General features: G+C 56.4%; 19 protein-coding genes. 9 read left to right on the forward strand and 10 right to left on the reverse strand.

Going from position 1 to position 21562, the window contains the following annotated elements; genetic code table 11:
- The first annotated feature begins 162 nt into the window (after positions 1-162).
- The 5 genes from AC2FF8_RS08485 (at position 163) to AC2FF8_RS08505 (ending at position 4736) form a co-directional block, all read left to right on the forward strand.
- Positions 163-1122 carry a cytochrome ubiquinol oxidase subunit II gene (locus AC2FF8_RS08485; RefSeq protein WP_496879435.1) on the forward strand — a complete coding sequence of 320 codons (960 nt, stop codon included), beginning with the start codon at positions 163-165 and terminating at the stop codon, positions 1120-1122.
- Entirely contained in the window at positions 1119-3209 is a 2091-nt protein-coding gene (locus tag AC2FF8_RS08490; RefSeq protein WP_496879436.1) for a cbb3-type cytochrome c oxidase subunit I, read from the forward strand. The genes AC2FF8_RS08485 and AC2FF8_RS08490 overlap by 4 nt, the downstream gene beginning before the upstream one ends.
- Positions 3206-3838 (forward strand): cytochrome c oxidase subunit 3, encoded by a 633-nt coding sequence (locus AC2FF8_RS08495; protein ID WP_170347099.1) that lies wholly within the window; start codon positions 3206-3208, stop codon positions 3836-3838. The genes AC2FF8_RS08490 and AC2FF8_RS08495 overlap by 4 nt, the downstream gene beginning before the upstream one ends.
- Entirely contained in the window at positions 3831-4157 is a 327-nt protein-coding gene (locus AC2FF8_RS08500) for a cytochrome o ubiquinol oxidase subunit IV (protein ID WP_254440049.1), read from the forward strand. Before AC2FF8_RS08495 ends, AC2FF8_RS08500 begins: the two co-directional genes overlap by 8 nt.
- 321 nt (positions 4158-4478) lie before the next feature.
- Positions 4479-4736, forward strand: a complete 258-nt coding sequence (locus tag AC2FF8_RS08505) for a hypothetical protein (RefSeq protein ID WP_496879437.1) — start codon at positions 4479-4481, stop codon at positions 4734-4736.
- Here AC2FF8_RS08505 and crcB read toward each other — a convergent pair.
- Positions 4733-5095, reverse strand: a complete 363-nt coding sequence (crcB, locus tag AC2FF8_RS08510; protein ID WP_170347103.1) for a fluoride efflux transporter CrcB — start codon at positions 5093-5095, stop codon at positions 4733-4735. The two genes, AC2FF8_RS08505 and crcB, sit on opposite strands and share 4 nt — an antisense overlap.
- On the reverse strand, positions 5092-5460 hold the full coding sequence (locus AC2FF8_RS08515; protein ID WP_257601267.1) for a fluoride efflux transporter FluC: 369 nt from the start codon (positions 5458-5460) through the stop codon (positions 5092-5094). Before AC2FF8_RS08515 ends, crcB begins: the two co-directional genes overlap by 4 nt.
- A 249-nt stretch (positions 5461-5709) precedes the next feature.
- Here AC2FF8_RS08515 and AC2FF8_RS08520 point away from each other — a divergent pair, with 249 nt between their 5' ends.
- On the forward strand, positions 5710-7290 hold the full coding sequence (locus AC2FF8_RS08520) for an FMN-binding glutamate synthase family protein (RefSeq protein WP_425079084.1): 1581 nt from the start codon (positions 5710-5712) through the stop codon (positions 7288-7290).
- An 86-nt stretch (positions 7291-7376) separates the two neighbouring features.
- Here AC2FF8_RS08520 and AC2FF8_RS08525 read toward each other — a convergent pair whose 3' ends face one another.
- Genes AC2FF8_RS08525 through AC2FF8_RS08540 form a run of 4 tightly spaced genes read right to left on the reverse strand, consistent with a single transcriptional unit; the run spans position 7377 to position 11293 of the window.
- A complete protein-coding gene (locus AC2FF8_RS08525) occupies positions 7377-8033 on the reverse strand; it encodes an ABC-type transport auxiliary lipoprotein family protein (RefSeq protein ID WP_170347110.1) in 657 nt (218 codons plus the stop codon).
- Complete coding sequence (locus AC2FF8_RS08530; protein ID WP_496879438.1) at positions 8030-9346, reverse strand: MlaD family protein; 1317 nt, start codon at positions 9344-9346, stop codon at positions 8030-8032. The genes AC2FF8_RS08525 and AC2FF8_RS08530 overlap by 4 nt, the downstream gene beginning before the upstream one ends.
- A 5-nt stretch (positions 9347-9351) precedes the next feature.
- Positions 9352-10167 carry an ABC transporter ATP-binding protein gene (locus AC2FF8_RS08535; protein ID WP_170347114.1) on the reverse strand — a complete coding sequence of 272 codons (816 nt, stop codon included), beginning with the start codon at positions 10165-10167 and terminating at the stop codon, positions 9352-9354.
- A 1-nt stretch (position 10168) separates the two neighbouring features.
- On the reverse strand, positions 10169-11293 hold the full coding sequence (locus AC2FF8_RS08540; protein ID WP_257601272.1) for an ABC transporter permease: 1125 nt from the start codon (positions 11291-11293) through the stop codon (positions 10169-10171).
- Positions 11294-11554: 261 nt separating this feature from the next.
- On the opposite strand from AC2FF8_RS08540, the gene AC2FF8_RS08545 reads away from it, so the two are divergent.
- From AC2FF8_RS08545 to AC2FF8_RS08555, 3 genes are all read left to right on the forward strand, one after another.
- Positions 11555-13087 (forward strand): alkaline phosphatase family protein, encoded by a 1533-nt coding sequence (locus AC2FF8_RS08545; RefSeq protein WP_496879439.1) that lies wholly within the window; start codon positions 11555-11557, stop codon positions 13085-13087.
- Positions 13088-13245: 158 nt separating this feature from the next.
- Complete coding sequence (locus AC2FF8_RS08550) at positions 13246-15111, forward strand: PAS-domain containing protein (RefSeq protein ID WP_496879472.1); 1866 nt, start codon at positions 13246-13248, stop codon at positions 15109-15111.
- Positions 15111-15812: a response regulator transcription factor gene (locus AC2FF8_RS08555; protein ID WP_170347119.1), complete on the forward strand. Its 702-nt coding sequence runs from the start codon at positions 15111-15113 to the stop codon at positions 15810-15812. The genes AC2FF8_RS08550 and AC2FF8_RS08555 overlap by 1 nt, the downstream gene beginning before the upstream one ends.
- A 139-nt stretch (positions 15813-15951) precedes the next feature.
- Here AC2FF8_RS08555 and AC2FF8_RS08560 read toward each other — a convergent pair whose 3' ends face one another.
- The 4 genes from AC2FF8_RS08560 to AC2FF8_RS08575 are packed head-to-tail and all read right to left on the reverse strand — an operon-like array spanning position 15952 to position 21553.
- Entirely contained in the window at positions 15952-17262 is a 1311-nt protein-coding gene (locus AC2FF8_RS08560) for an HlyD family type I secretion periplasmic adaptor subunit (protein WP_170347121.1), read from the reverse strand.
- Complete coding sequence (locus AC2FF8_RS08565) at positions 17246-19357, reverse strand: type I secretion system permease/ATPase (protein ID WP_496879440.1); 2112 nt, start codon at positions 19355-19357, stop codon at positions 17246-17248. Before AC2FF8_RS08565 ends, AC2FF8_RS08560 begins: the two co-directional genes overlap by 17 nt.
- Positions 19358-19389: 32 nt before the next feature.
- Positions 19390-20733, reverse strand: a complete 1344-nt coding sequence (locus AC2FF8_RS08570) for a TolC family protein (RefSeq protein WP_496879441.1) — start codon at positions 20731-20733, stop codon at positions 19390-19392.
- On the reverse strand, positions 20720-21553 hold the full coding sequence (locus tag AC2FF8_RS08575; RefSeq protein WP_496879442.1) for a SapC family protein: 834 nt from the start codon (positions 21551-21553) through the stop codon (positions 20720-20722). Before AC2FF8_RS08575 ends, AC2FF8_RS08570 begins: the two co-directional genes overlap by 14 nt.
- Between the last annotated feature and the right edge of the window lie 9 nt (positions 21554-21562).

The following is a 21562-nucleotide window of genomic DNA, read 5'->3' on the forward strand; positions in this document are numbered from 1 at the left end:
AATGCAAGTCAACGGGAAGATATCGCGCATCCCCGGACCCGTTACACCCGAAATTGAGTTGGGGCCTGACCTGGACAATTTGCGGTTTGGAAAAACTCTTGAGAAAATTCACACACTTGCCGATAGTCGAATGGAAATTGTTTGAGGAAAGGGCAGTCTGTTATGGCACGAGTCAATATGCCCAACCCAATCCCTCTGCTCATGGTGGCCGTGATCCTGTCGGTGTCGATGTCGCAAATGGTTTCCGCCAGCGACAGTTTCATGGACCCGCAAGGACCCATTGCCGCCATCCAGAATACGCATCTGCTGCGGGCGACCGCTGTGATCATGGTGGCTGTTATCCCTGTGCTGATACTGGTGCCGTTGATCGCGTTTCGTTATCGCCGCCGAAGGACCAGTCACGCAGCTTACCGACCGGATTGGGATTTTTCCGCGAAACTGGAATTCCTCATGTGGGGTGTGCCCGTTGTGATCGTGGCGCTCCTGTCGTTCTACCTTTGGAAGGCCACCCATCGGCTTGATCCTTACGCGTCGACCTTTGGCGAAGACCCGGCCTTGCGTGTGCAGGTTGTCGGACTGGATTGGAAGTGGCTGTTCATCTATCCCGATCTTGGTATTGCCAGTGTGGGCGAGTTCGGCATTCCCACCAAAAGGCAAGTGGCCGTGACGCTGACCACCGATACCGTCATGCAATCCTTCATGATCCCTGCGCTGGCCGGCCAGATATACGCAATGCCGGGCATGACCACCCAACTGCATCTGGTCGCGGACGCGCCCGAAGTCATGCAAGGCGAGAACACGCAGTACAACGGGCGCGGCTTTACCAAACAGAAATTTCGCACCGTAGCGATGCACAATGATGAGTTCGAAGCATGGGCGCAAAAAGTTCGTGACAATGGTATCCAACTGAACCCTGCAACTTATCAGACGCTTGCGATGCGGACGGACAGGGATGAGGTGCAGGCGGCACTGGGCACTGACAAGATGCCAAAGGACGCGCTGTACTTCACGATGGAACAAGATTTGTTTCAAAGGATCCTGCACCGCTATCACAAAGGCAAAGCGCTGCCGGTGGATCAACAGCCGGGAACGGCATCCTTCGGGCAGGAGGGGCAGCAATGACGCCGTCCTATTCAGGGTTCCTTGGCCGCCTCGACTGGGATGCGCTTCCGATCACAGGGTTGATCCAGAACCCGAACGCAAATGAGATCGTTGCCAACGCCGCTGCCGCAATCGTTTTGGTTGGCGTTGTCGTCGTGGTCAGCCTGCTTAGCTGGTTTCGGTTGTGGACGCCCCTTTGGCGCGATTGGCTGACCAGCGTTGATCACAAGAAGATAGGGATCATGTATGTCGTCTTTGCCATCGTCATGCTGGCGCGCGGCGTGTTGGAAGGCGTTGTCATGCGTGCGCAGCAGGCCGCGGGCCCGGGCGACGGGTTCCTGGAAGCCGAACATTTCGCCGAGTTGTTCAGCACCCATGGCACGATCATGATTTTCTTTGTCGCGGTGCCCTTTGTCTTTGGTATCGCGAACTATGTCGTTCCGCTGATGATCGGGGCGCGGGATGTGGCGTTTCCTCGGTTGAACCAGATCAGTCTGGGCCTGACGGTGTCCTCCGGCATGATGCTTATGGTTTCGCTGGTGGTGGGGCGGTTCTCGACCGGCGGCTGGACGGCCTACCCGCCGTATACCGGGGCCGCCTTCAATCCGGGCGTTGGGCCTGACTACTGGATCTGGGCGATCGTTGTTTCGGGTGTCGGCACAACGCTCACCGGGATTAACTTTGCCGTCACGATCTACAAGATGCGCGCGCCGGGCATGACCTTCATGCGGCTGCCGATGTATTGCTGGACCATCATATGCAGTTCGATCCTGATCGTCTTTGCCATGCCGCCGTTGGGCGTCGCGGCGCTGTTGCTGGCGGCGGACCGCTATTTGGACTTCCACTTTTTCACCAATGACCTCGGCGGCAACATGATGAACTATGCCAATCTTTTCTGGCTGTTCGGCCACCCCGAGGTTTACCTGCTGGTTCTACCTGCCTACGGCATCTACTCTGAGGTTTTTGCGACCTTTTCGGCCAAGCGGCTCTACGGCTACAACTCGCTTGTCATCGCCACGATGTCCATCGCGGTTCTGTCGTTTACGGTATGGCTGCACCATTTCTTCACCATGGGGCAGAGCGCCCTGATCAACGCTATATTTGGTATCGCAACGATGCTGATCGCCATTCCCACCGGTGTAAAAGTCTATGACTGGATGGCGACTCTGTGGCGGGGTCGCATCCGGTTCTCGGTGCCGATGTTGTATGGCTTGGCGTTTTTGATGTTGTTCGTGATTGGTGGCCTGAGCGGGGTGATCCTGGCCAATCCGACCGTGGACTATCAGGTACACAATACGCTGTTCCTGGTGGCCCACTTCCATAACGTATTGTTGCCGGGGGTGCTGTTTGGTCTTTTGGCCGCCTATAACTACTGGTTCCCCAAGGCGTTCGGCTTTCGCCTGAACGAGGTCTGGGGCCGCGTCACGGTTGCCCTCTGGACCATAGGGTTTTTGCTGACCTTCATGCCGCTCTATTTCGTTGGGCTGATGGGGATGCCGCGTCGTTCTTTCAGTTACGATGACCCATCCTTCCATCCTTTCATGATGGTGGCGATCATTGGGGCGCTGGTGATTACCTGCGCGTTGTTCTCGGTTCTGATCCAGCTTTGGGTCAGCATCCGCGACCGCGAAAAGACCCGCGTTCCCGTTGGGGATCCATGGGATGGGCGGACGTTGGAATGGTCAATCCCGTCGCCGCCGCCGCCATACAACTTTGCGATCATCCCAACCGTTACGGATCGGGATGATTTTGCGGCAGCAAAGGACAAGGGTGCAGCCTACCCAACGCCTGACGCCTATGAAGATATCGAATTGCCGCGCAATACAGGCATTGGCTTTGTCCTGTGTGTTCTGAGCGGTATCTGGATGTTTGCGCTGGTCTGGTGGATCTGGTGGTTGGCTGCATTGATGACGGTTCTGATGATCCTGGCGGTGATCGTCTGGACGTTCGATGACAGCACCGAGCTGACCATACCAGCGGAAGAAGTGCGCAAGGATCACGAAGCCTGGCTTGCACGGGTTCACGGCGAAAAGGCGGTGGATCGCGATTTTGAAACGTCTCCGGAAAATCGCGGCCTCGCCCGCCCCGATCTGGAGGCGGTGACATGAAGCGCGCGCCCACCCACAGCTATCCAGGTATCAATCTGGGGGAACGCCACGCGAGTGCTCATAAGGCGACCGAGGTCGTCACCTTCGGGTTCTGGGTCTTTTTGATGAGTGACCTGGTCTATTTCGGCCTGATGTTTGCGATCTATATCACGATGATCGATGCGCAGGCCGGTGGTCCCGGCCCGCACGAGCTGTTTGATCTCAAAAGCATCTTTGCGCAGACGCTCATCCTGTTGACAAGCAGCCTGACGGTTGGCCTTGCCATGCTGGCGCTGAAATACAATCTGCCGCGCGCTCGGATTGTCTTGTGGTTTGGCGTCACGCTTTTACTGGGGATCAGTTTCCTTGTGCTTGAGGTGCGTGATTTCATGGCCATGGCGGAACAAGGTGGCATTCCGCAGCGCAGCGGTTTCTTGTCGGCCTTCTTCGGACTCGTTCCTCTGCATGGTCTGCACGTCGCCGCAGGATGCTTGTGGCTGATCGTTCTGGGAATCCAACTGCGCATGAAAGGGATGACGGACGTCATTATCTCACGCGTAGTGCGGTTGGCACTATTCTGGCATTTTCTCGACCTGATCTGGATCGGGATCATCACCATCGTTTATTTCGGAGGTCTGACCTATGGATAAGCGCTCTGAAATGCACCGTCGCGAGCGTCGGCGCTATGTGATCGGATACGGTGGCTCGCTATTGCTGACGCTGGCAATGTTCGGCGCGGCCTACCTGTTTGGGATCGAAACCCCCGGTGTCTACCTGACCATTGGATTGCTGGGTCTGGCCCAACTTGTTCTGCAACTCGTTTATTTCCTGCACATCGATCGCCGGCGCAGCAGCCGCGAAGACCTGCATCTGGTTCTGTTTTCCACCATGGTTCTGTTGATCATGATCCTTGGAACGGTCTGGGTGCTGGGCAATCTGGCAGTTCGAATGCATATGCATGTGATGTAATTTTCGTGGATTGCAGAAAAAAGGGGATGTGAGAAAGAAGCCACTCAAAACTAAGGCCGTGGCTTTGGTAATCGCTGCAATTGCGGACGGGCTTGTTCTGTTCTGGAGGCACTGAAAAGCGGGTTGAAAGCGAAACAGGATGATATTTTGTTTTCGCGGGCACAGTTTGAAATAGCGGAAACCAACCTTGCCTGGGCCAAGATCCGTGCTGCGGCCGATGGATGGGTCTCCAACCTGACCCTTCGCCCCTGATCCTCGGTGTCCGCCGACGCGCCGCAATTCTCGTATAGTCGAGTCTTCCGATTGGTGGGTGGACGGCAAATGACCCCTGCGGCGGTGCTCAGCCAGAACGTGACGCCTTACAACCCTGCGGCCCAAGCTTATCGGCCGCACGGCCTTGCACCAGACAGCGCTGAAGGTGCTGCCATTCTGGGCCGGGAAACCATGAAGCAGGCCGAGATGATTTCCTATCTGACCGTGTTCAACAATCTGGGTCTGCCTGCCTTGGCGACAATTCCATTGCTTTTCTTCTGTCGTGCTCCGAATTCCGGGCCACGTGTTGCCCCTCATGTGCATTAGCGCGTCAAGGTCAGCCCAAGCCATAGGGCGAACCAGCACAGCGCCAGGCTGATCAGGATATTGCCAGCCGCCAGAACCAGAGTGCGCTCGCGCCGAAGTTCAAGAGATTGATAGGCAAAGCTGGAAAACGTGGTAAACCCGCCGCAGAATCCAAAGACCAGCCGTCTTTGGTCCTCGGGGATGTCGACAGGGCCGCCCAGATAGCCGATCCAGACCCCCAGCAGCAGGCTGCCCACTACATTGACGATCAACGTTGAAAAGGGCAAGTCGTGCCGCACCTTCAAAGCCAGCCAATGACGTAGGACCGCCCCCAGGCCTCCGCCCAGTCCGAACATCGCATGAAGATAGAGGTCATTCATGACGGTGACCTTTCGGAATGAAAACGGTTGCCCAGCTTCTCTCCGACCAGCGCGGCGCCAATGCCGAAAGCGATTTCCAACCCGACGGCAAGCGGCACGGCCCACGGATCACTTTCGGCAATACGTTCCAGATCAGCCACAAAAGACGAAAAGGTGGACAACCCACCACAAAACCCGACCGCGCCCAGATGCAGCACATGCGCGTGCACCTTGTGACGTATAGAATACAGCCACCCCAGGACGAAACAGGCCGCCACGTTGATGCCGAAGGTCGACGTCAGGAAACCGAGGCCGGGGATTTCCAGCGCAAATACTTCGCGCAGCAACGATCCCAGCGCCCCGCCGGCAAAGACAGCGAGAAACATAAGGCTCTTTCGGTCGCGCCGGGGTTGGGAATGCGTCTTTGTCACGTGTATGCCTGTCGTGTTCTGGTATGCGTGGCATATCCACTGGCGACACCCTGTTCAACTGTCGAGCGGTCGTAACGCGTTTTCACGTTTTCGTCTTTGAGCGGATAAATTCCTGCGAAAGCTTGCAATTAAAAATCAATCTGTTTCACGTTGAGTGCTGTTGGAACGCGCAACGACCGGTCGGAAACACAAGGAGACAGGAACATGATTGTACGCAGGATCTACTATTTTCTGAGCTATGTCTGCCTGCCGCTCGTGTTGCTGTTGGGGTTCTTCTGGCCACCCCTACATTGGCTTTTGGTCATCTTGGTGCCCTACGCGGTCATCGGCCTTTACGACATTCTGACAACCAAGCACAATGTGCTGAACAACTATCCGGTTCTGGGTCATTTCCGGTACATGCTTGAATTCGTCAGCCCGGAAATCCGACAGTATTTCGTTGAAACCAACGAAAGCGGCAGACCTTACAACCGGATCATTCGCGGGCTGGTTTATTCTCGCGCCAAGGGCCAGATGGACACGCAGGCTTTCGGAACACAATACGATATAAACGAGGTTGGATATCACCGCGCAAATCACTCACTTGCGCCCAAACACGTAGATGAAAGTGAACTCCGCGTGATGCTGGGTGGACCGCAATGCACAAAGCCATACAGTGCCTCGCGTCTCAATGTTTCGGCCATGAGTTTCGGCGCGCTGAGCGCCAACGCCATCCGCGCGCTGAATGGCGGGGCAAAGGACGGAGGCTTTGCCCACAACACCGGCGAAGGCGGATTGTCTCCTCACCATCTGGCCGAAGGCGGCGACATCATCTGGCAGATCGGGACGGGCTATTTTGGGTGTCGAACGCCGGAAGGCGGATTTGACAAGGACAAGTTTGCCGAAAGGGCCACAAAGGATGTGGTCAAGGCAATCGAGATCAAATTGTCCCAAGGTGCCAAGCCTGCGCATGGGGGCGTTCTGCCCGCTGCCAAGGTCGATGCCGAAATTGCCGAAATCCGCGGGGTGCCCGAGCATCAGGATGTGATTTCCCCCCCAACTCACAGTGCTTTTGACGGGCCCTCGGGGTTGATGCATTTTGTTCAACATCTGCGCGAAATGTCAGGCGGAAAACCTGTCGGCTTCAAATTGTGTATTGGCAACCCGTCCGAATTCATGTCGATCTGCAAGGCCATGCTCGAGACAGGGATTTTGCCGGACTTCATCACCATTGATGGATCGGAAGGGGGAACGGGCGCGGCTCCGGTCGAGTTCACCAACCGTCTGGGCATGCCCCTGAACGAGGCGCTGATTTTCGCAAACAATTGCCTGCGTGGGGTTGGGCTGCGTGACAAGATCCGGATCATTTGTGCGGGCAAAGTGGCGACCGGATACGACATGGTCGAGAAATTCGCGCTTGGTGCAGATATGTGCAACGCCGCGCGGGCGATGATGTTTGCCGTAGGTTGCATTCAGGCCTTGCATTGCAACACCAACCGTTGCCCGTCCGGGGTCGCCACCCAGGATCCCGTTCGCGGGCGCGCGGTGAACATCCCGCAAAAGCGGCGGCGCGTTCACCGGTATCACGATGCAACACTGGAAAGCTTCCGCGAACTCTTGGGTGCGATGGGAAAGGAAAAAGTGTCCGAGCTGCATCCACGCGATATTTTGCGACGCACGGCGGACGAGCATGAGCGCACCTATGGCGAGCTTTACACCTATCTCGAGGATGGTGCATTGCTGGCAGATGTGGTTCCCGAGGAATTCGCGGCGGATTGGAAACGCGCTTCGGCATCTCATTTCTGAGGCGGGATCCGGAACAAACAACCGTTTACCCAGAAGGGGTGTGGGCGAATTGCGCCCGCGCCCGCCGTTTCGACATGTGGCTTACCTCAACTGGGGTTCGATCTGGGATTGTTGGCCACATGCGTGTTGATCCTGCGAATGCTCCATTCAACGGCATCCCGCATCGCGCGCCCCAAGGCCAAATCAAACGCTTTGATCAGATCTGATGTCTGGTCGCTCGCTGAAATGACGTTTTCCTGAAACGAATTCGAGGCGATGATCTTGTCGTCGTATTCATCGATGACCTTGATGTTCATGCGCACTTCGATACGGATTTTGTCTCCGTTCTCGGGATCCGCGACAACAATGCCCTGAAACTCGCGCAGGTCCGGTGCGATCACGTAATCAGCGCGCAATCCAACCGTTGACCGGCCAACGGCGGCGACTTTGCCAGAATTCTCAAAGCTTTCGATCAACAGCGTCTGAACGATCAGAGGTGCCCGATCCACCCAACGTGCCTGTGGCAGATACTGGACCTGAAACGGGGTGGGCTGAATGGCGATCTGATCCGTGTTCACCGCGGCGGTTGCTGTTGGTTCTTCAACGACGATCTGTTTCTGTATTCGCGGCAGCGCCGACGAAAACGTGCTTTTGGGTGTCAACAGATACAGATCGTTGGGTTTCGCGGCTTGTTTCAAAGTGCCCAACCCGGCACATCCACCGACCAATGCAAACGTCAGAATTGCAATTGCTGGCTTGATCATTGACGGAACTCCGATGCTTGGGTGCCCAGCAGAAACCGCGCAGGATCACGTTCGACCTTGTCCACCAGACGGTCGAGGCTGATCACCAGACGTTGGGATTCTTCGATGAAGCGGATGAATTGCGGCAGACCCACGCGCAGGAAGTCTGACACCTGGCGGCGGTTGGTCTGAACGATGCCGTCAATTGTCCCCAGCAGCTCTGAGGCAGAGTTCGAAGCGCTTAGGACATCGTCTGAAATCTGATCGATCTTGCCGGTGATGTTCGAGACTGTTTCGGTGACCTGGTTGGCCGCCTTCCGGATATCTTCCGCAACGGGCGCCACGTCTTCTTCCATGACGCGGTTGGCTGATTCAAAGGCCGTTTCCGCCGAAGATAACGCCCCTTTGGCCGTGTCCATTGCGGATGTTATCGAACCAAGTGTCGTGTTGGCGTTCAACACGGTCTCGTTCACGATCCCCAAAGTGACGCTGCCCTCATCCGACAAGAGGGTCAACCGTTCGGCCAGTTGCGACCCGCGTTCGATGAAAGGTCGAACGTCCTGCTGCAAGATGCGGTCTGCTGTTTCGATCGTCGTTTTCGCTTCGTCCAGCGCGGCCCTGGCTGACTCGGACGCGGATTTAACCGAATTGAGCGTCTCCGTGCCGGTCTTGAGGGTCGTATCGGCCGTTTCGATCAGAGGGTCCAGACGTTTCGAAAACTCACCAATATCCTTGGCTGCACTGCCAATGTCGCTGGCCACGGATTCAAAACTTGTCAAAGTCTTGTCCAGCCGGCCCGTCGCAGAGGCAAGGTTGTCCAGAATGCTGTTCACGGCTTGGCGGTTCTTGTCGTCAACGACCTTGTTCAGGCTTTCCAGTAGGGTTACGGCTTCGTCCAGCACCTTCGGTGCGCCTTCAAACAATGACTGGATGGTGCTGCGCTTGCTTTTGATCACGCTGTCCTGCGGCAGCCTTTTGGCGTTCGGCGACCCGCCGGTAAGTTCAACGTAACCGACGCCCGTTACACCCAGCGATTGAAGCTGGGCGATCGTTTCTTCGGTGATCGGAATATCTGCATCCACTTCTATACGCACGCGAACCTTGGACGGATCGTCCTTGTCCAGGTTCAAAGAGAGCACCTGCCCAACAGGAAGACCGTTGAAATTCACCCCGCCCGCCGCCGAAAGCCCCGAGACGTTGTCGAACAATACATCGTAATAAGCGTATTGGCGGGTCACTTCGAATTTCGCCAACCACAGGAAAAAGCCGAATACGCCCAACAGCCCCGCAAGGGTGAACGCGCCGATCAGGATGTAATTTGCTCTGGTTTCCATCGCTTTTACCTGCCCTGACCCTTCTGTTGCGCCGCGCGGGCGCGGGGGCCTGTGAAATATTCCTGCACCCAAGGATGGTCCACTTTGGTCATATCCTCAATCGGACCTTCAACCAGCACGCGTTTTTCTGCAAGCACTGCAATTCGGTCGCAGATGGCGTAAAGGCTGTCCAGATCGTGGGTGACCATGAAAACAGTCAACCCAAGTGCCTGCTGCAATTCGCCGATCAGTTCATCATATGCAGCCGCGCCAATCGGGTCCAATCCGGCAGTCGGTTCATCCAGAAAAACGATTTCGGGATCAAGTGCCAGCGCCCGCGCCAGTGCGGCGCGCTTTCGCATGCCGCCCGACAGTTCCGATGGAAACTTGCCGCAACTCAGCTGGGGCAGACCCACGAGGCTGATCTTCAACGCACCCAGTGACTCCATCAGTTTTTCACTGATGCCCGTGTGCTCTCGCAGTGGGGCCATCACGTTTTGCAATACGGTCAGCGATGAAAACAGCGCGCCGTCCTGAAAGGCCACGCCCCAGTGGCGTTCGATCCTGCGGCGATCTTCTTCAGGGCCGTTCAAGACATCCACGCCCAGCACTTCGATACTGCCGGCGGCTGGCTTGTTCAGACCCACAATCGTACGAAGCAAAACGGATTTTCCGGTTCCGGACCCGCCAACGATGCCCAGAACCTCGCCACGCCAGACATCAAGGTTCAGATCGTCATGAACCACCTGCGTTCCGAATTGGCTTCTGAGACCGCGAACGCGGATCACGGCGTCACGCTGCGATGCGTTCTGTTCCGTTTCGTGTTGCGTGCTATCGTTCATGTCAGATTCCGATTTCGGAAAAGAAAATCGAAAACAATGCGTCGATTGCAATCACCATGAAAATGGATTGCACGACCGATGCGGTTGTGCGCTGCCCCACACTCTGGGCCGACCCTTTGACCTGCAAGGCCTGCCAGCAGGCTATGACCCCGATGACCAATGCAAAGAACGGTGCCTTGATCAAGCCAACTGCAAGTTGCCAGACATCGGTGTTTTCTTTCAGACGAGTGACAAACATGCCCGGGCTTACGCCCAGATCGATCCAGCTCATCAGGGCGCCGCCGAATAGGCCGGCCATATCTGCGACAAAGCCAAGAATGGGTAGCATGATCAGCAACGCCAACACACGCGGAATGACCAGAACCTCGATCGGGTCAAGGCCCAGTGTTCGCATGGCGTCGATCTCTTCCTGTACTTTCATCGAACCAATCGAGGCCGTGAATGCCGAACCCGAGCGGCCGGCGACGATAATGGCGGTCAGCAAAATTCCCAGCTCTCGCAGAATCGAGATCGAAATCAGTTCGACCACAAAGATTTCGGCCCCGAACTGTTTCAATTGTGTCGCACCCTGAAAGGCCAGCACGACACCGATCAGAAAACCCATCAGGGCCACGATGGGAAGGGCTTTGACCCCGGTTTCCTCCATATGAGTGACAAGGGCCGCTTTGCGCAGGCGCCACGGCATGATCAGGGTCCGAAACAAGCGGTGCAGGGTGAGGCCCAGAAATTCGAGGATCGACAGGGTATCCTTCCAGGCTCCGAATGTGCCCTGACCCACATGAGCAACCCAGTCCAGAAATCCACGAGGGTCCTCGAGCTTGCCGGGTTTGTCCGGGATACTGCGGGTCACGGTTTCTATCAGCGCCGCATGCGCGGGTTTCACGCCTTGAATTTCCAGCGTGGCACCGTTTGACGTGAACCTCCGGCCCAGGTCTGCAACCAGCCAGGCTCCGCCCGTGTCCAGTGCTTCGACGCCGGACAGATCAAAAATGACATTGCCCCCGCAAGGTTGGACCGCAGCAAAATCACGCTCCACGGTTTGCAGGGATTGTGTGAGCAACTCACCAGAAATGCGCACTTGATTGCCGCTGGCGTCGCGCTCTGATGTTATCGTTGGCTGCGTCATGGTGCCATGTGAAGTAAAACATTCAATGCCCGCAATGACTTTGTGCCATGTGACCCGGTTTTTGCCGCAAAGAATGGCCTTGGCGTCACGCCGGACCATGAGTTGGAGCAAGCGTAACTGGCCACCAGGAACGTATTTTTTTCGGTTCAAGTCAGGCCGGAAAAGAAAACGCAGGGCTGTTCGACTAATCGGTTGCGCGAAGATCGGAAGCGGGACACATTCCGCTGCGGAACCCTGGGTGCGGAATTCGGAGAAGTCGGTATGCATAACGCCAAGAACGTTCTGTTCATCATCATCGACCAATTGAGGGCAGATTGCCTGAACGGCGCTCTGGCCGAGCACGTGAAGCTACCGAACCTGCGGGCTTTCATGGACGAAGCGGTGAGTTTTACGCGCCACTTCTCTGTCACCAACCCCTGTGGGCCATCCCGCGCATCGATTTTGACCGGCCAATACGCGATGAACCATCGTTCCGTGCGAAATGGTACGCCGCTGCGTCATGATACGCCGAACATCGCCACGGAAATGCGAAAGGCGGGTTATATGCCGATGCTGTTCGGGTACACCGATACGTCCGCCGACCCCCGAGTCCATGATCCCAACGACCCCGTGCTCAAATCTTACGAGCAATCGATGAACGGGTTCCTTGAAGTTGTCGAAATGCGCCTGGAAGAGTCATACCCCTGGCAATCGTATTTGATGAAGAAAGGCTATACGTTCGATACATATTGGGATGTCTACAAGCCTGTCTCTCCGGATGGTCAAACGCCCAGGCTGAACGACCCGGCCATGTATCGGGCGGAACACAGCGACACAGCCTTCCTGACCGATGCGTTTCTGGACGGTATTGCACCTCATCGTGGCCAGGGGTGGTTTGCTCATCTGACGTTCATCCGTCCGCATCCACCTTTGGTTGCGCCTGCTCCGTATAACGACATGTACGATCCGGCGGATATACCGCTGCCGCAGCGATTGCCGAGTGAAGCCGCTGAGAAGGCGCTTCATCCGTTTTTCGGGCCAAAGCTGGACGCCTATACGGCAGAAAAGTTTGTTCATGGCTTTGCTGATGTTGAGCCAACGGATGAAAATATACGCACATTGCGCGCCGTTTATCTGGGATTGGCGACCGAGGTCGATCACCATATCGGGCGCGTTGTTCAGTATCTCAAGGACAGCGGGCAATACGACGATACCATGCTGATCATAACGGCTGATCATGGCGAAATGCTGGGCGATAGGTACAGCTGGGGGAAAATGACTGTGTACGATGCGGCCTATCACACACCGTTGATGATACGCCTGCCGGGGAACGAGGCACGGGCCGGCGCAAAAGTCACCGTTCCTACCGAATCAATTGATGTCACGCCGACAATCCTTGATTGGATTGGGCAGACAGTTCCAAACGCCATGGATGGCAGGTCTTTGCTACCCTTGTTGCATGGCGACGTTCCCGATGACTGGCGCAGCTATTCCTTCAGCGAGCTGGATTTCTCGGAACCCGAAGAACCGACCGTCTGGCAACAGCGGTTGGGAACGGGCAACAGTGATTCATGTCTGGGAATATTGCGGGACGAACGATTCACGTTGATCGAATTTGCAGCTGACCTCCCGCCGATCCTGTTTGACCACCAGGGACAGGGAGAATTCGAAAATCTTGCGGAAAACCCCGAGTTTGCGGACGATCTTGCCCGGTTGGGCAGACAGATGCTGCGCCATCGGATGCGAAACATGGATCATACCTTGTCGTTGCACTCCATCACGTCCGAAGGCGCGAAGTCCCGTTCCAGGTATTAGGATCACTGCCCGCTTTCGTCCTCTTTTCAGTTGGATCAGGCAAGTTGCATGGGACGTTTTGTCGTTCATCAATTCCACTACCGGCGCATCAATTCTGATGGTACCCATGGGGTGTGGAGAAGACGAACCTGGACATCACCGAACAGCGCATAAAGGCGATGACGACTGCCGGACTGAATCTCATCGGTCAGGCGCTTTCGATCTATGACAGCAACCTGAAACTGGTGGTGAGCAATCGTCGGTTCAAGGAAATGTTCGACCTGCCGGACGAGCTGGTCGAACGCGGAGCCTTGTTTCGGGATACCATCCATTTTCTCGCCAGCCGTGGCGAATACGGTGACGAAGAAAGTGTGGAAGAAATGGTGAACCTGCGCGTCGAGCAGGCTTTGGCGTTTGAGCCTCATTACATGGAACGCGTAAGGCCCAACGGGCAGGTTATCTCGATAGAAGGCGCGCCGCTGCCGCAGGGTGGATGGGTTGCGGTCTATACCGACATAACCGGCACCCGGCGTGCAGAAAACCTGCTGCGGGCGCGATCGGAAGAACTGTCGGAACAATTGCTCGGCCACGCCGAAGAACTGTCAGCAACCAACCGAAAGCTTGCGGCCACCATCAAGGCATTGGAAGAGGCCAAACGCGAGCTGACCGAGATCGAAGCCCGCACACGCATGATGACGGAAATGATGCCGGCTCATATCGCGCATTTGGATAGCACTGGTCGATATGACTACTCCAACCGCCGTTTGAGTGCGGTCCTGCCCGGGCGCCCGTCGGAAATTCTGGGGCTTCACATATCTGAAGCGCTTGGTGCCGCCGCGTTTAGGCGGGTCGAAGCGCATCTGGCAAAAGCATATGGCGGAGAAGCTTCCGTATTCGAGTTCAACGAGGATCAGGATTCCCGCCGCATCCGGGTTTCGTTCACGCCGGATGACGCCGGAGGCGTCTATGTAATGTCGGTTGATATCACCGAAGAAACGCAGGCGCGCGTCGTTCTGCAGCAAACGCGCCGGCGGGCCATGGCCGCCCAGATGACCAGTGGATTGGCTCATGACTTCTCCAATTTGCTGACGATCATCCTTGGGATGCAGTCCAAACTGAACAAAATGGACCTGCCGGATGAAGCACATGAACTGGTTGCCGCGACACAGCAAACCGCGCGTCGGGGTGGGCAATTGCTGAACCGAATTGCAGACATGACCGGGAACCGAACGCCACAGCCTCAGGCCACGGACATGAAGGCGCTGCTGGAAGACCTGAGAATACTGGCCTCGCCTTCCTTGCCGCGAGGCGTCGGTTTGTCGGTGGTCAACACTTTGCCGGACCGGGCTTTGATGCTGGATCCGGGAATGGTGCAGGATGCGTTGCTGAACCTGGTGCTGAATGCGCGGGATGCCTGCGGCAGTTCGGGCCAGATTACAATAAGCGCGCACACCATCGGAGAAATTTGGGTTGAAATCGCCGTATCAGACACTGGCCCGGGCTTTACACCCGAGGCGCTGGAAAAGGCGCTGAACCCGTTCTTTACCACCAAGGGAAGCGACGGGTCGGGGCTGGGTCTGCCCATGGTGTATGACACTGTGAAGCTCGCCGGTGGCGATTTGCATCTCAAAAACACGCCATCAGGCGCGTCCGTTGTTTTGCGGCTGCCCTATCGGCCAGCTCCGCCCGTGCAAGGCGGTTTGGTGCTTCTGGTTGAAGACAGCGAAGATCTGCGGGGGCAGTTTCGGGATATGCTGGTAGAGCTGGGCTTCGCCGTCATCGAGGCCAATTCGGTAGATGAGGCGCTGGCGTTGATAAACAGCGTTGAAGACATTTCTCTTGTCCTGTCCGATATCCGTCTGGAAGGAAGTGGTACCGGTCTGGACATTTTGCGGCAGGTGAAGCCGGGATTGCCATGTATCCTTATGACGTCGCTGCCCAGTTCGGACCCGTTGTACCAGCGCGCCCTTGCGTTGGCCCCGGTGTTGCGTAAACCGTTTTCGCAGGCTCAATTGTCAGCTCTGATCCAAACCGAGGCCGCCTGATGACGCAACCGCTGGTTACCATCCTCGACGACGAACCCGAAATCCGACGCATCCTGACGGACGCTCTGGAGGATGCCGGTTTCCGAACGCAGAGTTTTTCCCGCGCGCGAGAGTTCGAGGCTGCGCTCAATCGTGTGACGCCTGATGTCTGTCTGGTCGACCTGTCTTTGCCGGACACGGATGGGCTGGCGTTGGTTCATCGTCTGGCGCTGGAACAAGGCGCGGCCGTGATCATCATTTCGGGGCGGGCGCAGGTGCAGGACCGTGTTACGGGGCTGGAACTTGGCGCAGACGACTATATTACGAAACCGTTTGACCCTGCGGAAGTCGTGGCGCGGATCAGGGCAAGGTTAAGAACACCCCGCACTCAGACCTCACATTCGGATACGGCGGAATTCAACGGCTGGACCGCACATTTTGACCGATATGTTCTTGAAAGTGACACAGGTGAGGAAACACCGTTCAGCCATGCCGAGGGGGAAGTCCTTCGGCTGTTTCTGGAAAGCCCCAAGCGGCTGATCAGCAGGGGGCAAATGCAGGAGTCCCTGGGCGGTGCAGCCGGCGACAGTTTTGACAGGGCGATGGATGTTCGGATTTCCAGGTTGCGCACAAAGCTGGGAGAGGACCCCAAGAACCCGCGGTTGATCAAGACGATCTATGGAGCAGGGTATATATTCTTGGGTGATGTTGGTTGGAAGTAGATGCAGATCCGACCGGTAGAAACTTGGTCAGATGAGTTGTTTTCCATGTCTGTTTGAACCGCCCCGGTTTTCCCGGAGGCTGCTGACACCGTGATATCCATATTGGAACCCGCTCGTCTATCCCCAATTGCCCCATCGCTCATTCGCGCAATGCCTGATCCTTTATTTTAACAACCGGTTGCAGAACATAATCCAGCACTGATTTCCGGCCAGACAGAATGTCCACTTCGGCGATCATTCCAGGTATGATTTCGACTGCTATGCCATTCCCGTCAAGCATGGTGCTTTTGGTTCGGATTTCGACCACAAAGACCTCTTCGTCATTCCGCTCTGATCGTGTGACCGTGTCTGCACCGATGCGGATGATTTCACCATCCAGCGCCCCGTATCGTGCGAAATCATAAGCCGTGATCTTGACCTTCACGGGCTGACCCGCGTGCAGAAACGCAATGTCCTCAGGCTTTACATAGGCTTCAACCAGCAATGTGTCGTCCAGCGGTACGATTTCAACAAGGTCCTCTCCACTGCGGGCGAGACCGCCGATGGTTGAGCGATGAATCCGGTTTACAATGCCGCGTACCGGAGACCGAACCTGAGCCCTTGACGCCCGGTCGCGCAAAGCGGGCAGGGCGGGTTGCAAGGCAGCCAGCTCGGCAGTGGCGAGCGCCAGGTCCGTCAGCGCGGCGCTGCGAAACCGGCTTCGCACCGCCTGAATCCGATCGTCGATTTCGTCCAGGCCCGTTTGCAACCTGTTGGTTACAGCTTCTGCCCGCACCTTGCGACCGCGCCATTCGGCTTCACTCCGCCGCAACGCAAGCAATGTTGTTGCAGGCTCCATTTGACGCTCGACCAGCGGCGCCATGATCGCCCTTTCTTCGGCCAGGACCAACAGGGTTTCCTCTGCCGTCACTTGATCGACCAGGCCTTCCTCAAACTCTCGCTGTTTTTGCTGACGCTGACGCTCCAGGATGGCTATTTCTGCCTCCAATTCGGCCCGCCGTCCTTGGTACAGCGCGGTTTCAGATTGCACGACGGTAGGCGCGCCGTTGATCAGTTGAACATCGAAATCCAGTTGTGTCCCATCAATTTCAGAGCGAAGACGTTGGATGCGCGCCATCAGCCCGAACGCGCGTTGCTGTTCCTGACTGAGCTGACTGTCAATTTGAGTTGTTTCCAGTTCCATCAGCAGTGAACCTTTTTCGACCAGCTGGCCTTCGCGCACGTGCAATGACTGCAATACGCCGGGCTCGGTGGCTTCGATCAGCTGAATGTCGCCGGAAGGCACGATCCGACCGTCCACGCGCGTGACATCGTCCAGTTCGGTCAGATGCGCCCACAGTACGGCGGCGATCAGGCAGAGCAGAATCACCAAAAGCAGCAAGGAACTCCGAACAGGAGAGCGTCCCTGCATCTCTCGTGCCAGAGTGGCCAGATCAGGATGCTGCGACATTCAGGTGCCTCCCTGTCCGACGAACATGTTGCGTCAGCATGCTTTTGGGGCCATCCGCCGCGATTTTCCCGTGTTCAAGGATGATGACTCTGTCAACAAGCTCCAACAGGCTGGTTCTGTGTGTAATGACAACCATGGTGGACTCTGCCGTGCATTCTTTCAGACGTTGGATAACCTGGGCTTCGGTTTTGACATCCATCGCGCTTGTTGGTTCATCCAGCAGGAGAACCGGCGGACGGCCTATGAGCGCCCTTGCCAGGGCAATGGCTTGCCGCTGTCCGCCAGAGAGGCCTTCGCCGCGTTCCGCGAGTTGAAGATCGTAACCCCCGGGATGGTTGGCTAAGAAATCCTCAACCCCGGCGGCGCGGCCTGCTTCGATCAGTTCGCGATCTTTGGGCCGGATTGCGCCACTTGCGATATTGTCTCGGACAGATCCGGAAAAGAGCCATATGTCTTGCAGGACGGATCCGATATTGCGGCGCAGATCGCCAGGATCGATCTGGCGTATATCAAGGCCGTCGAACGTAACAGATCCAACACGCGGCGCATACAATCCCAGCATCAGACGTGCGATGGTGCTTTTTCCGCAGCCAATCTGACCCAGGATCGCCACTTTTTCACCCGGTTTGATCGTGAATGAAACGCCTTGCAGGGTATCTTCCCCCTGGTCAGGGTAGGAAAAATACACGTTGTTGAAGGCGATCTCTCCTTTGAAATGGGGCCGGTTCACCCATGTTCGGCCTTGTGGGCGTTCGCTTTCCGCCATCATCAGCGCGTTGAGGTTTCGGTATGCACTTCGGGCTTGGTTAAGCCTTGTCAACGTCTGAGCCAGTTGCCCCAAAGGTGCCAGGGCCCGCCCTGTCAGCATCACCGAGGCAACCAAAGCGCCCATGCTGGTCTGCCCGTCTGTGATCAGAAAAACACCATAAAAAACGATCAACACCTGAGCAGCTTGTTGCGTAAAACCGGTCAGGTTGAGGGCAAATTGTGTAACGGCCCGGCTCTGAGCACCGTGCGAGGATTGCCGTTCTATCGCCTGCTCCCAACGGGAACGCATTTGCCGGCCAGCGGCCGTTGTCTTTAGGGTTTCCAGGCCCGAGACAGCTTCGACGAGGACCGATTGTTTGGATTGCCCGTCAGACAGGCTCTTTTCTGCCATGCGGGACAGAAGCGGCTGTACGGCCAAACCTGTCAGCAGAACCACTGGTACGGCCAGAGCCGGGACCAATGCCAGTTGTCCGCCGACCAGGTAAATTACAAAAACGAACAACCCGATGAACGGCAGATCCACGACGGCAACAAGCGTTGCGGACGTAAAGAACTCGCGCAGGGTCTCGAATTCACGGATGGTACTGGTCATGGCGCCGGTGGAACCCGAGCGCGACTTCATCTGGATATTCAGAACGTGGTCGAAAATTCGCCGTCCCATCAGCAAGTCGGCTTTTTGCCCGGCCTTGTCGATGAACGCGGCCCGCAGCAGTTTCAGCGCGAAGTCAAAAAGAAGCGCCAGAGCCACGCCTGCCGTCAAGGCAATGAGCGATTCGGTTGCCTCATTGGGCAACACACGGTCATAGACGACCATAATGAAAATTGACGTCGACAAGCCAAGTAGGTTTGCCAGCGCCGCAGCAAGAGCAACCTGTACGTAAGTCCATCGATTGGCGGACAGTGCCGCGCGAAACCAATGACCTCGGTAAGCTGTGTGGCCGGCGTCCAGTTCATCTGTATGATTTCGCCGAAACAAGACAGCGAAACCGGTGTAGGATTTGGCCAGCCGTTCTTCTGAAACTTCGCCGATTCCTTCGCCAAGTTCCGGGTCATAGACCAGCAAGGCACCGTTTTTTGTGCGGCCATGGTACACAACGGCCTTGTTTTCGGTCATCAGCAACAAGGCCGGAGCCAATGCTTCGTCAAAACTCGTGATGCGCCGCTCGCCATAGCCCGCCTGTAGACCTGTGTTTTCCGCCACCGAGATGATGTCACGAACAGTCAGATCCCCGTCTGAACCGGTCTGCGATGCCTGGATCGTTGCAAGGGTCAGAGGGCGTTCAAGCGTCGCGGCAATGTTCAAAAGGCAGGCTTCGTAGCATGTCAAGCGAGCGCGGTCTTGCATTGATTCCAACGTGCTCATTTCACCTCGTTCCAATTGCCAAGCGAAATTCCGAGCAGGTCCAGAATGTCTCCGGTAAGGCTCAGAGCCGCGTAGTTGGTCAGAAAATAACTCTGTTCGGCCAGAATCAGGCGTTCTTGCGCATTTACGTAATCGCGTTGAGCGTCCAGGATTTCGATCAGGCTGCGACGCCCAATCGAGAACTGTGCGCGGGACGCAGTAACGCTGTCGGCATTGGCACTTGCCGCAATACGGGCCGCGCGCAGCCGTTCCGCGCCTGCTTTTTGATCGGATCGAATAAAGCCCAGCTCCCGCATGATTTCGCGAACCAATTGCTCTCTCGCGAATTCCGTTTCTTTCACTTTGGCTTCTGCTGTTGCGATGGCGGCGCGGCGTTGGCCGGTGCTGTCCAGCTCGTAGTTGAAAGAAAGATCGACGCCAAAATTTGCATCCCGAGTGTCATCCTGGTTGGCAAATGCGGCGACCCGAACACTCGGTTTCCGCCGCGCCTGAGCTGCCGACCACTCCGCTTTGGCTGCCAGCAAGCCAGCATCCGCCCTGCGGATCTGAGGGCTGTTCATCACGATCTGGGCATCACTTCTATTCAGCAGTGGGGCCGGTACAGGAGGGGGCAATGAGCCAGGAAAAGTCCCGAACACTTCTCGAAACCGCGCTTCGGCCCGATCAGTTCGTGCTCGTGCGTCAGCAAGTCTTGTACGTGCATCCGCCATTCTGGATTGTGCGGTCAGAACATCTGCATTTGAACCGGCGCCACTCGCTGTGCGTTCCGAAATCTGACGCACCAGTTCTTCATGGACCGAGACATTGTCGGCCGCGATGCGGAGCAACTTTCGTTGATCAAGGACAAGCACATAGGTCTCGATGGCGGCCAGAGCCGTGGCCGATGCCGTCTGAATTTGATCGCCCCGTGTTTCCAGAACACGTGCCCGGGCTGCCGTCAGATCCCCCGAGGCAGCCCCACCGTCATAAACCAATTGTGAAATTCTCAGATAGGGTGAAACATCTGCAATATCCGATTCGACCCGTTCGGACCGTGCATTTATTCCCAACGATATCTGTGGAAGAAAGGCGCCTTCGGCCGCATCTTGATTGGCTGATGCGATATCCATCCTGGTATTACTTTGCGCCAGTGTCGGGCTTGTCTCTACCGCCTGGCGCACGCGTTGCCCGAATGCACTGCTGCTGAGCTTTGCCGATGGCTTTGCTGCCCCGGCACCGGTGGTCCCGGGTGCAAAGGATACTGCCACTGAAGTCAAATCAGGAGGCGGCGTGCAGGCAGACAACGGTATTGCAAGCAGAGCGAACGCAACCCAGGACAACACTGCTTTACAGGAACGCATGGTGACCCTCCTGGCTGCAACGGTCCATGGCTTCTTCTTTCTGTTGTGCCGCAATCAACGCGTCCATGAACCCAGAAACACCGGTGGTCTGTTGTGTCAGAGAACCATCAGCTACCCGATCTGCGCGGGCATGAGCATGTGTCAGCCAGATACTATGGGTCAGCGAAATCTGATGAGCGTGAATCAGTCGCAAACCCCCATTCGAAGTAAGTAGTGACAAGTGCGCGCGGGGAATTTTCTCCAGGGCGTTCTGCGTGACGCCAAAATGCCCGCACGGGAACTCAACTCCCTGAAAAGAGTCAAGCGGACCAAACAATCCCATGTCAGCAAGAACACGACACAGATGAGTTGTGTTTTTCATCGACTCTTTCAGGGCGCGAAAGAAAGCGGCGACTTTTTTCAGTTCCGGCGCAAATTGACCTGATTTGTCGAAGAAAGCTTCGTTCTCCGGATTGTCGGTGATAAGCCCCGCCGTTTCGTCGATAAGCAATTCGTCACTGCCGTCACCGTCCGGTTCAATCAGTTGTGGCCGAAACGGAGCACAGCGCAAGACGCAAGGGACATAAGTCGCGAGCCATTTGCCATGTGCTGATACAAATGGCGTAGGCTGGTTCGGCTGCATGGACAAAACAGCTATGGGGTAAAAGCCGTGTTCGGATTTCCGAAAAGTGATTGGAAATGTGGCGGCGGCCTGAAGAATTTCTGTTTCGACCACGGGGCAATCTGCCATAGCCCGTGCGAAATCGAACGAGGTGAACCGCCTCCAGAACCGATGACCATGTCGTCCAAGACTTACCGGAGTTAAGCCATTCTGTGCCATAACCGCCTC

It is taken from the genome of Ruegeria sp. YTSA144 (assembly GCF_059610125.1).

Coding starts and splice junctions, on each gene's coding strand:
- AC2FF8_RS08485 (WP_496879435.1), top strand. CDS start 163: ATGGCACGAGTCAATATGCCCAACCCAATCCCTCTGCTCATGGTGGCC.
- AC2FF8_RS08490 (WP_496879436.1), top strand. CDS start 1,119: ATGACGCCGTCCTATTCAGGGTTCCTTGGCCGCCTCGACTGGGATGCG.
- AC2FF8_RS08495 (WP_170347099.1), top strand. CDS start 3,206: ATGAAGCGCGCGCCCACCCACAGCTATCCAGGTATCAATCTGGGGGAA.
- AC2FF8_RS08500 (WP_254440049.1), top strand. CDS start 3,831: ATGGATAAGCGCTCTGAAATGCACCGTCGCGAGCGTCGGCGCTATGTG.
- AC2FF8_RS08505 (WP_496879437.1), top strand. CDS start 4,479: ATGACCCCTGCGGCGGTGCTCAGCCAGAACGTGACGCCTTACAACCCT.
- crcB (WP_170347103.1), bottom strand. CDS start 5,095: ATGAATGACCTCTATCTTCATGCGATGTTCGGACTGGGCGGAGGCCTG.
- AC2FF8_RS08515 (WP_257601267.1), bottom strand. CDS start 5,460: ATGTTTCTCGCTGTCTTTGCCGGCGGGGCGCTGGGATCGTTGCTGCGC.
- AC2FF8_RS08520 (WP_425079084.1), top strand. CDS start 5,710: ATGATTGTACGCAGGATCTACTATTTTCTGAGCTATGTCTGCCTGCCG.
- AC2FF8_RS08525 (WP_170347110.1), bottom strand. CDS start 8,033: ATGATCAAGCCAGCAATTGCAATTCTGACGTTTGCATTGGTCGGTGGA.
- AC2FF8_RS08530 (WP_496879438.1), bottom strand. CDS start 9,346: ATGGAAACCAGAGCAAATTACATCCTGATCGGCGCGTTCACCCTTGCG.
- AC2FF8_RS08535 (WP_170347114.1), bottom strand. CDS start 10,167: ATGAACGATAGCACGCAACACGAAACGGAACAGAACGCATCGCAGCGT.
- AC2FF8_RS08540 (WP_257601272.1), bottom strand. CDS start 11,293: ATGACGCAGCCAACGATAACATCAGAGCGCGACGCCAGCGGCAATCAA.
- AC2FF8_RS08545 (WP_496879439.1), top strand. CDS start 11,555: ATGCATAACGCCAAGAACGTTCTGTTCATCATCATCGACCAATTGAGG.
- AC2FF8_RS08550 (WP_496879472.1), top strand. CDS start 13,246: ATGACGACTGCCGGACTGAATCTCATCGGTCAGGCGCTTTCGATCTAT.
- AC2FF8_RS08555 (WP_170347119.1), top strand. CDS start 15,111: ATGACGCAACCGCTGGTTACCATCCTCGACGACGAACCCGAAATCCGA.
- AC2FF8_RS08560 (WP_170347121.1), bottom strand. CDS start 17,262: ATGTCGCAGCATCCTGATCTGGCCACTCTGGCACGAGAGATGCAGGGA.
- AC2FF8_RS08570 (WP_496879441.1), bottom strand. CDS start 20,733: ATGCGTTCCTGTAAAGCAGTGTTGTCCTGGGTTGCGTTCGCTCTGCTT.
- AC2FF8_RS08575 (WP_496879442.1), bottom strand. CDS start 21,553: ATGGCACAGAATGGCTTAACTCCGGTAAGTCTTGGACGACATGGTCAT.